General features: G+C 45.5%; 11 protein-coding genes. 3 read left to right on the forward strand and 8 right to left on the reverse strand.

All coding sequences use genetic code 11. The features are described 5' to 3' along the window. Positions 1-470 (reverse strand): LysE family translocator (locus Q0241_RS14920; protein WP_299378880.1); only part of this gene is annotated, 470 nt, incomplete at its 3' end. 162 nt (positions 471-632) lie between these two features. On the opposite strand from Q0241_RS14920, the gene Q0241_RS14925 reads away from it, so the two are divergent. Beyond that, the gene (locus tag Q0241_RS14925) at positions 633-1505 is read left to right on the forward strand and encodes a LysR family transcriptional regulator (RefSeq protein ID WP_299378881.1); all 873 of its coding nucleotides are present in this window, start codon (positions 633-635) and stop codon (positions 1503-1505) included. A gap of 282 nt (positions 1506-1787) precedes the next feature. Then, positions 1788-2339: a GNAT family N-acetyltransferase gene (locus Q0241_RS14930; RefSeq protein ID WP_299378882.1), complete on the forward strand. Its 552-nt coding sequence runs from the start codon at positions 1788-1790 to the stop codon at positions 2337-2339. Between the two features lie 232 nt (positions 2340-2571). Here the strand turns inward: Q0241_RS14930 and Q0241_RS14935 are convergent, their stop codons facing one another. Continuing rightward, a complete protein-coding gene (locus tag Q0241_RS14935) occupies positions 2572-3108 on the reverse strand; it encodes a peroxiredoxin-like family protein (RefSeq protein ID WP_299378883.1) in 537 nt (178 codons plus the stop codon). Between the two features lie 190 nt (positions 3109-3298). Between Q0241_RS14935 and Q0241_RS14940 the strand changes: the two genes are divergently transcribed. Further along, positions 3299-4420: an AraC family transcriptional regulator gene (locus Q0241_RS14940; RefSeq protein ID WP_299378884.1), complete on the forward strand. Its 1122-nt coding sequence runs from the start codon at positions 3299-3301 to the stop codon at positions 4418-4420. Positions 4421-4433: 13 nt separating this feature from the next. Here Q0241_RS14940 and Q0241_RS14945 read toward each other — a convergent pair whose 3' ends face one another. From Q0241_RS14945 to Q0241_RS14970, 6 genes are all read right to left on the reverse strand, one after another. Continuing rightward, the gene (locus tag Q0241_RS14945) at positions 4434-4823 is read right to left on the reverse strand and encodes a VOC family protein (RefSeq protein WP_299378885.1); all 390 of its coding nucleotides are present in this window, start codon (positions 4821-4823) and stop codon (positions 4434-4436) included. 50 nt (positions 4824-4873) lie between these two features. Then, positions 4874-5572 (reverse strand): CatA-like O-acetyltransferase, encoded by a 699-nt coding sequence (locus tag Q0241_RS14950; protein ID WP_299378886.1) that lies wholly within the window; start codon positions 5570-5572, stop codon positions 4874-4876. A gap of 240 nt (positions 5573-5812) precedes the next feature. Further along, on the reverse strand, positions 5813-6439 hold the full coding sequence (locus Q0241_RS14955; RefSeq protein WP_299378887.1) for a tetratricopeptide repeat protein: 627 nt from the start codon (positions 6437-6439) through the stop codon (positions 5813-5815). Positions 6440-6765: 326 nt separating this feature from the next. Further along, positions 6766-6954 (reverse strand): RSP_7527 family protein, encoded by a 189-nt coding sequence (locus tag Q0241_RS14960; RefSeq protein WP_299378888.1) that lies wholly within the window; start codon positions 6952-6954, stop codon positions 6766-6768. A gap of 158 nt (positions 6955-7112) precedes the next feature. Then, on the reverse strand, positions 7113-7643 hold the full coding sequence (locus tag Q0241_RS14965) for a PAS domain-containing protein (protein WP_299378889.1): 531 nt from the start codon (positions 7641-7643) through the stop codon (positions 7113-7115). Positions 7644-7877: 234 nt separating this feature from the next. After that, a partial coding sequence (locus tag Q0241_RS14970) for an aminotransferase class V-fold PLP-dependent enzyme (protein ID WP_299378890.1) occupies positions 7878-8623 on the reverse strand: 746 nt, incomplete at its 5' end.

The raw sequence follows: 8623 nt of genomic DNA on the forward strand, positions 1-8623 counted from the left end.
GGGTTTGTCAGGCCGACAAGTAGGGATTGACGAAAAAGATAAGGGGCAGATCTCTGGGTTTGACGTGAAGACTTAAAAGAAGTGGCGATGCTATCGGTGTCGGTCCCTGCATTGCCAGAATAATTTAGGTCTTCTGCATCATCCTTGATGTCGTTGGTATCTTCGGATAGATGGTCAAGAGAGATCATGCCCCTTTGCCAGTTCTGCCAGGCGAGCCAGAGTAGGTAGCTACCGCCCATAATTCGCAGCACTGAAAGTATTTTAGGTTCTGCTGAAATGATTGCCCCAAGGCCAAAAGTAACGGCAAGGCCGACACAGCCAATAGCCACGACATTTCCTAGGGTTGAATAGATGGTTTTCTGCATTCCCAATGACAGGCCATTTCTGATAGCAAGAACAATTGCGGGGCCGGGGGCAAGAATATTTGCGCTCGCGGCAAAAACAAAGGCGATCCAGATTTCAAAGGTCATTACGAGGTCCTGACAGAATTTCTTTGTTGGCTTGTGCCAATCATTTGACGAAATGGGAACAGGAGGAAGTTAAGCGTATAGATAAAATCAAAAAAAATAGTTTATTTTAATGTATAAATAAAAAATAATGATGTGAAGTGTTGGTCATATGAAAGAGTTCAAATGGATCTATCCGCATTACGTACATTCAAGCTGGTGATGGATTTGGGCAGTGTGACGGCAGCGGCAGAAAGCTTGAATACCGTACAGCCCAATGTGACGGCACGTATCCGCAAGCTTGAAAGTGAGCTTGGTGTTTCGCTGTTTCTGCGGGCACATCGTCGTCTGGTACCAACACACGAGGCCGAAAAGTTGTTGGAATATGCCAATGCCATGCTGACGCTGGAACGTGCAGCCAAGGGGGCGGTTAATCCCGGTGATGTCGGTCATATTCGCATGGGCTTTGTTGATACACAGGCATCCCATTTATTGCCACGCTTTATTACGGAATACCGACGCTTTCACCCTGATGCAGAGATTTCTGTGGATACCGGGGTCTCGGGCTTTCTTAATAAGGCCGTAGATGAATGCCGTCTGGATGCGGCGGTCGTGGTTGATCGCCGTAAACGCAGTACAGATCAGGACAACCTGATAACACATATGCTTTTTACCGAACCGTTGGTTTATATTGCACCTAAAGGGTTGAGCAAACTGGAACAGGCGCTGGAACTACCGATTATGGTTTTAATCCAAGAAGGCTGTGGCTATCGCAATTTTGCGATTGATTGGTATCAAGCACAAAACCTGACGGCGCCCAAGATGATGGAAATTTCGACACTGGATGGTATTCTTGCCTGTATCAAAGCCGGGCTATGTGCTTCGGTATTACCGCGATCTATTGTCGAAAGTTTCGAGCTGGAAAACAGAGCCGCGGTTTTTCCGTTAGAAGGTGGCAATGCAGAGATCAACATTGCGCTGGTTCATCGTCCAGAATTCAAGGGAGATCACCGGATTAATCTGTTGCTTGATATGTTCCGTAAACAGAGGGAGCGGTAGAATAAACAGGTGTGAATTAAGTTGATCTTACCTATTTTTGTGATTGCAAGGCATGAAAGTGCTTGTTGTCGTGGTTCTTTTAGAATCAATTGACGTTGTTTGTTGTTTTGTAAATTATAGCAAAATCAATCTCTTAAGATTCACATTTGTCTTTTTGGATTATCGGTGCTGTAGGTGTGTTGTTGTTGGTGGCCCATTTGGTCTTTAAAATAGACCATGTGAGTTTAAGGTTATTCTGTTAGTTTTTGTTATAAAGTTTTTACCCTATTCAGGTTATTTCCAATGCCGACTAAAAGCTCTGTTAAGTCCCTTGGCGACAGGCCACAGATATCGAAAGTCCTCACCAGCGAACGATTAATTCTGCGTCCCTTTTCATCGGAAGATGGGGACCTTTTGTTCCAGCTTTACGGTAATGATGATGTCATGGCGATCCGTAAAATTGGCACGCAAAGCCGACAGGGAAGTGATGAGCAGCTGGCAATCATTACAGATCATTGGCAACGTCGTGGCTTTGGTCTTTGGGCTGTTTTTGATCGCGAGAGTGAGGCATTTATGGGCGAATGTGGCTTACGGGAAGAAAATAAGATCGATGACAAGGTTGAACTGTCCTATGGCCTGTTACCACAGTTTTGGGGCGGTGGTCTGGCGACAGAGGCAGCAATGGCAGTGCTGGATTTCGGGATTAAGACGCTGGGTATGAAGCAGATCTATGCCTTTGCGCAAAAGAAAAATGCAGCGTCTTTGCATATCCTTTCCAAGTTTGGCTTTCAACACGAATGTGATTTCGACGAGGACGGCGACCTTATCACTCGCACTGTTTTGACGATGCCCTAAATACAAGAGGGGTTTAAGGGATGCTGTTTTGTTTGGAAAATAAAAAGCCCCCGACCTGCTTGTGTGTGTAGTTGGCCGAGGGCTTTTATCCTGGGGTGTCGTTCGTGTTCAGATAAGCTGTGCTACCAAAACACGATCCCCTGGAATTCTATATGTCTTGTTTGAAGAAAACGGTCTGAAAATCAGGAACGCCGTTTATCATTCAATTCCTAGACTTCTTATTGTTCAATTCTTAAACTTCGCCGGCGTATTCGCCACGACCGGGGTAATCGTTAGCAATAACGAAATCCAGTGCGCCAATCATTTCTTTAAAGACCGGACGGACAAATGGCATTGTCTGGACAGAAGCATAATAAAGCGTCTGTTCTGGCGTGACGAGGAAGACGCCGGGCTCAGAGAACAGGGCTGGCTCTTCGATGCCGATAGATGTTTTTCCGCGAGAGGTAGAGATATAAAGACCCCACTCTTTGGCAACAGATAGTGGCAGGTCATAGGCAAAACGCAGGTTCTTGGCATCGATTTTCGCAGCCATTTCTTCTGTACGCTCTTTCCCGTCCGAGCTGATGGCAATGGTTTTTACGCCGCGTTCCGCAAATTCCGGGGACAAACGTTCTAGCTCTTTCAGGTAGTTAGCACAGATCGGACAGTGGAGGCCGCGATAAAAGGTCACCAGTGTATAACGCTCTGCACCATCACTGCTGAGGTCGAACGTACCGTCATTGAGTGTAGGCAAAGAGAGGTTAGGGGTTTTCTGACGTGGCATCAGCATTACAAGGGGTACCTTTCAGGTAATCAATTGGCTTGTTAAGGCAATTGTTTGTTACGTAAATTTTGGGCTGCTTGTTGCCCTCAATTATCAATATAGTGAACTTAGAGTTTCTTTTTGTGCAAATAAGTTGATCAATCGTACAAAAGTGCGGTAGCGTTAGATGTCATGTTTTGGGTAAAGAGGACCAGTTTTGGAAAAGCCATTTAAAAAAGCCGACCGTTTATCGGCCCTTATTCAGCGGTTTCACATTCGCGCGCGTGTGCAGACGCTGGGGGGTAGTGTGGCTTTTGCCCAACCATCATGCGAGGAAGATGATCAATCACGGGATAGTAACGGGACTGACTTTGCTTCTAAGAGGGGGGATGCCCAGACAGGGGAAGAAAACATCATACAATTGTCTGGCGATATAAACGGCGTGGACTTGAAGCAGAAGAGAGCTGGTATTTGCGATACCGGACAAAGTGTTGGGGGCGCAAATTTCTTTGTTATTCATAGCGGGCAAATAGCATCGTCTGCACCAGATTTTAATCAGATGGCAGCGGATATTCCCTTGCTGGTGTTTTATCCTCGAGGTGTCCCGGAGGATTTTAAAATCAAGCCCCGGTCCGCTGTTGATCCCCACCCAGATGATCCCAGTCCAGATAATCCCAGCCGAGATAATTCCAACCGAGATAATTCCAGGAGACATGATTCCGGTGGAGATGATGGCGATAGGCAATCTGCTATCACGCTGCAGACAACGGGTTTTGTTTGCGCGGTTGTGGATACAGGGGGCGAGGCAAATCCTATTGCTCTGGCGTTACCTGATCTTGTCGTGGTGCGTCTAGATCAATCCCCGCCTTTGAAGGCTGTGACAGACATTTTGTTGGAAGAAGCCAGCGCCCCGCGTTGCGGGGGACGTGCTGTTATTGATCGGCTGTGTGAAATCGTCGTGATACGACTGTTGCGTCATTTGATAGAGGCGGGGCAGACAGAGGTTGGGTTATTGGCGGGATTGGCCGACCCGAATATTTCCTTGGCGATTATTGCCATGCATGAAAGGCCGGATCGTAACTTTAACCTCGAAGATCTTGCCGAAATATCGGCGATGTCCAGAACGCACTTTGCCAATTCCTTTCGTAAGCTTGTGGGTGTAACGCCCGGTCAGTATCTATCGAACTGGCGACTGACACTGGCCCGAGCTGAATTGGCAAAGGGAATGCCGTTAAAGACCATTGCCGGACGGATTGGCTTTTCCAGTTCGGCAGCTTTATCCCGCGCCTTTACCCGTCACTATGGCGTTAGTCCCAAACGGGAAATGTTGCGGGGTTAGGCGGTATCCCTCTTTATTTAGTGATCAATCGGTCCGCATACACAGCTTCGATGTTGTGCCCATCAGGGTCTAGAATAAAAGCGGCGTAATAGCCGTCTTCATATTCGGGGCGTAGGCCGGGCTTTCCATTACAACGCGCGCCATTTTCAAGCGCGATACGATAAAAATCATCAACGCTTTTGGCTGTATCGGCGTTAAAGGATATATGAACCGCGTGGGATAGGGGGGCATCTTCGTCTGCTTGGCGTATTTCAAACATGTCGTGGACACTGGTGCCATAGCCGATAACCACATCGGGGATATCCAAAACTTGATCATACCCAAGTGCTGACATAACGCGATCGTAAAAGTCTTTGCTGGCTTTAAGGTCTTTTATTTTTATCTGTACGTGATTGAAAATCATTTTCTGGTATCTATTCTGGTCTTTGTAATGGCAAGGGGTATGGTGTTGGTTTATTTAGGCTCTTTTGAGAAAGAACAACAGGCATCAGCCAGTTTTTGAAAGAATTTTGCCATGTGGATGCCATCAGCAAGGGCATGATGCGCGGTTAGGTTTACCGCGACCTCCCAACCTTCTTGATCTTGGTGTGTTATTTTGGGCACAAACTTTCCCCACGCAAGACGAGGGACGCAATCGTCGGGGCCTTTCAGGGGGTGTTGCATGTCTGTGAAATCCAACCAGGGAATACAGGACATGAAAATCCAGAAGTCTGTATCAATAGTTTTTTCGTCCAATTCTGTCTGTGCTTTTCCCTCTGCAATGGCAATTTCACAGTTATTGTTAAAAGCCGACCATTCCCGGGCATAGGGAATTTCGCAAAAGGCAAAGCGATCATTCTCGATGGGCACCGTGACCGAAGGGTGAACGATATTATGTTCAATAACAGATTGTTGTCCGTCTTTGTCGCGTAAACGAGTTCGCAATTCTGGGACATCATTAAATGCCTGCATGATGCAAAAGAGCATGGCGTTAAAAGGCGAGGCCCCATCACTCTGTTTTGCCCTCATTATTTCCGAGACATCAATACGGGTTGTTATGCTGAAATGGGGCGAGCCAAAGTCTTTGAACATGGCGTACTGGCTTTGCCGGGACCATGTTGACAGGTTAATTTCACGTTCAGTCTGTTCTGAAAATTTTGTCTTATAATTCATAATGCGAAGCCCTTGATAGAGAGGGGCGGAAGTTGGGAAGCCAAAATATGTGTTTGGGTAGAAAAAAGAATACCAAGATCAGAGACAGGCGCAATAAACATCTCAGAACATAAAGATAATTTATAACGTTCTCATGCTTTTAGAGTTAAATACACCGGGGCTAGAATGAGATTCTTTGTAGAAATCTTCAGCCATCTTGATGGCTATTATGAATATTACTTAATGATATTTATTACAGTTTTAGTCTTTATATAAATATGGTTTGCATGTTTCATAGCTTCCCCCTCCGAGTTCACATCCCTTTGTATAAAATAAAACGGCTTGCATACTATCTTGTGTTATACCTTTTCCTTCTTCATGCATCTGCCCCACTAGAAAACAAGAATCAGCTGAACCAAGAGTACAGCCTTGAGAGTATAATTTTGATGCTTTGATAAAATTCTGAGGAAATCCTCGACCATACTCGTGCATCCATCCAAGAGCTGCACATCCTAAAGCTTCTTTTCTATCGCAAGCTTCAGCAAAAAAATGTATAGCCTTCATATCATCTTGTTTCATACCATTCCCTTGGAGAAATTTTCCACCAAGGTTAAAGCAAGCTAAGCCGTTACCTTTTGCACAAGCCCGCTCATAATTAGGAGAAACTTTGGTGTTATTGTTATCAGCAAGAACCTGATTAGCAGTTATCAATAACACCAAAGCAACAAACTGGCTGATAAATTTAATAAAGAAAGTTGGCATCTTTTTCATAACAAACCCAATAATATTAGTCATGTACATCATGAAACTCATACAATGATATGCAATTTTATAGTGTGATGTTTTGAAGTGTACACTTAATGGTAGTTTGTTTTTGGCGTCAATCAAGTATTATCCACATTCACGGTTAATTCACAAAACCAGTATTGAACGTTTGATAAAAATCTTCTTTGGTGAATTTCTGGATGGTTATCGTGCTGACTGGCTAGGGGCGTACTCGCGTTGGAAAAGGTGACCGTCTTAAGTTTCTAGCTCTGAAACAGAGACAACATACAGCCAAACTTTTTAAAGCAAGCAGATACACAAAAGGAGAGCACCGATTGGTACTCTCCTTTGTCAATTCCAGCTTTTGCCCGTTTCGCGTTAATTACACTTCTCTCACGACAGGTAACGACCTATTAGAAGAGAGCGCGCGAGGGGAAAAGGCTAATTTCTTAAGCGTGTTTTACTTTGTGATAGCTCATGCGGCCCAGAAAATCCTTTGTGGATTTGAGTGCTGTGGCGAAAGCATGAACAACGGCACCACCGATAGCTTCGGAACGCAGACGGTGCGCTTCACGAATGTGGTGTTCGATGTCAGCAGAAGTAAAATCAAAATCTTTGGCAGTTACGATTGGTTTCATCGACTTAGTCCTCTTGGTGATACTCATAAACGAGTGATTGCCCTTGATGACTAATATGCGCTTTTTTCGCCAAATGATAATATGCAAAAAACTATAATGATTATCTCTTATTTTTTGATAATAAAAATGGGCAAAAACATTGGGGGAGGAAATATCCTCTAAAACCAGCGTTTCATTGCTTCTTCTTTTTGTGCGCCAACTTCCCGATCTTCGTTTTCGGTAAAGTCCTGAAAAATGAGGAAGACCATTTCAGGTTCATCATTTTGTGACTGAAGGGGAAATATTATTCTGACGTACCCAAAGCGTCGTTCATCTTTGCGGGTATAAGTTGCTGTACCAAAAATAGGCTGCCCTTGGTCCAATGCTTCTGTGAGCTTTTTAGACGCGGCGACTTGGCTGTCTTCGGTTAGAAAGGTGTCATAGTCTTTACCAGAAGGACGGCCGTCGGCCAGCTTCATGAATTCTTCGGTAACAACGCCGATCAGGCGCACACGCGGATTTTTGCTCTCGCGGTTAACTTCGGCAAGCAATTCGTAGCCCAACGCAAATTTAATATCAGCGGGGTTGATATCTTGCCGAGAAGGAAGCCGCCCTAGTTTTGTGCAGAGGTCAGAATACCAGTGCCAGCTTTTGAGTAAGCGGGGGTATTCTTCCAGTTCTGATAGATCCGATTGCGCGGATAAAAACATATGGCCTCATCTCAGTGTAATTTTACAAACAAAGATCAGGATATGCCATAAATTCTAAAGATAGTATACCCATGCTGCTTTTGGGATATTTTGCCGATGGTTCCATGATCGTTTTTGTGCCTGAAAGCATAAGCCTGAAAGAGGAAACCAGAGGAAAAATTCCCAAAAACAATCCACAGCTTGGGTGCGTTTATGCGCTCAACATTTGGACGCGAGGGTCTTTATTGCCCTTTGCTATGCCCTGGCAATCGCACGCACGATCCCCACAAAGGTATCAATTTCCTGATGATCATTGTAATAATGGACCGAAGATCGGATCAGGACGGGCAGCTTGTTTTTGGTGGCATCCAAAAGGGTACTTGTCGGGGAAGATGTACTGACATTAACTCCTTGTGCCAGAATTTCCTGAACCGCATCGGCAGACTCTTTGCCTGTGATGGAAAAGGTTACAATGCCGCACTGGGTTGGGCACAGTGTGTGGAGCTTTACCCCGTCGATCGCGCGTAAATTATCACGCAGATAGTTTGCCAACTCATCTATTCGGGCCTGAATATTATCCAGTCCGATTTCAAGGGCGTAGTCGATACAGGCCCCCATACCGAGTTTGGCCGCATAGTTGTTTTCCCAGTTTTCGAAACGGCGCGCATCAGACCTAAGAACATATTCGTTCTCGCTGACCCATGTGGCAGAGAGCAAATCGATCATGGGCGGATGCAACTGTTCAATGACGGATGATCTGACATAGACAAAGCCGACACCGCGGGGTCCCCGCAGGAATTTACGGGCGGTGGCCGAGAGAACATCGCATTGGATTTTTTCAACATCCAGCGACATTTGTCCCGCGGATTGGCAGGCATCAACGACGTAGAGGATATTATGTTTTCGGGCGATCTTACCGATTTCTTCGACCGGGTTTACCAAGCCAGAGTTTGTCGGGACATGGGTGACAGAAATGACCCTGACGCGGTCATCAATCATGC

The organism is uncultured Kiloniella sp. (assembly GCF_937128705.1).
In the GTDB taxonomy this organism is placed as follows: domain Bacteria; phylum Pseudomonadota; class Alphaproteobacteria; order Kiloniellales; family Kiloniellaceae; genus Kiloniella.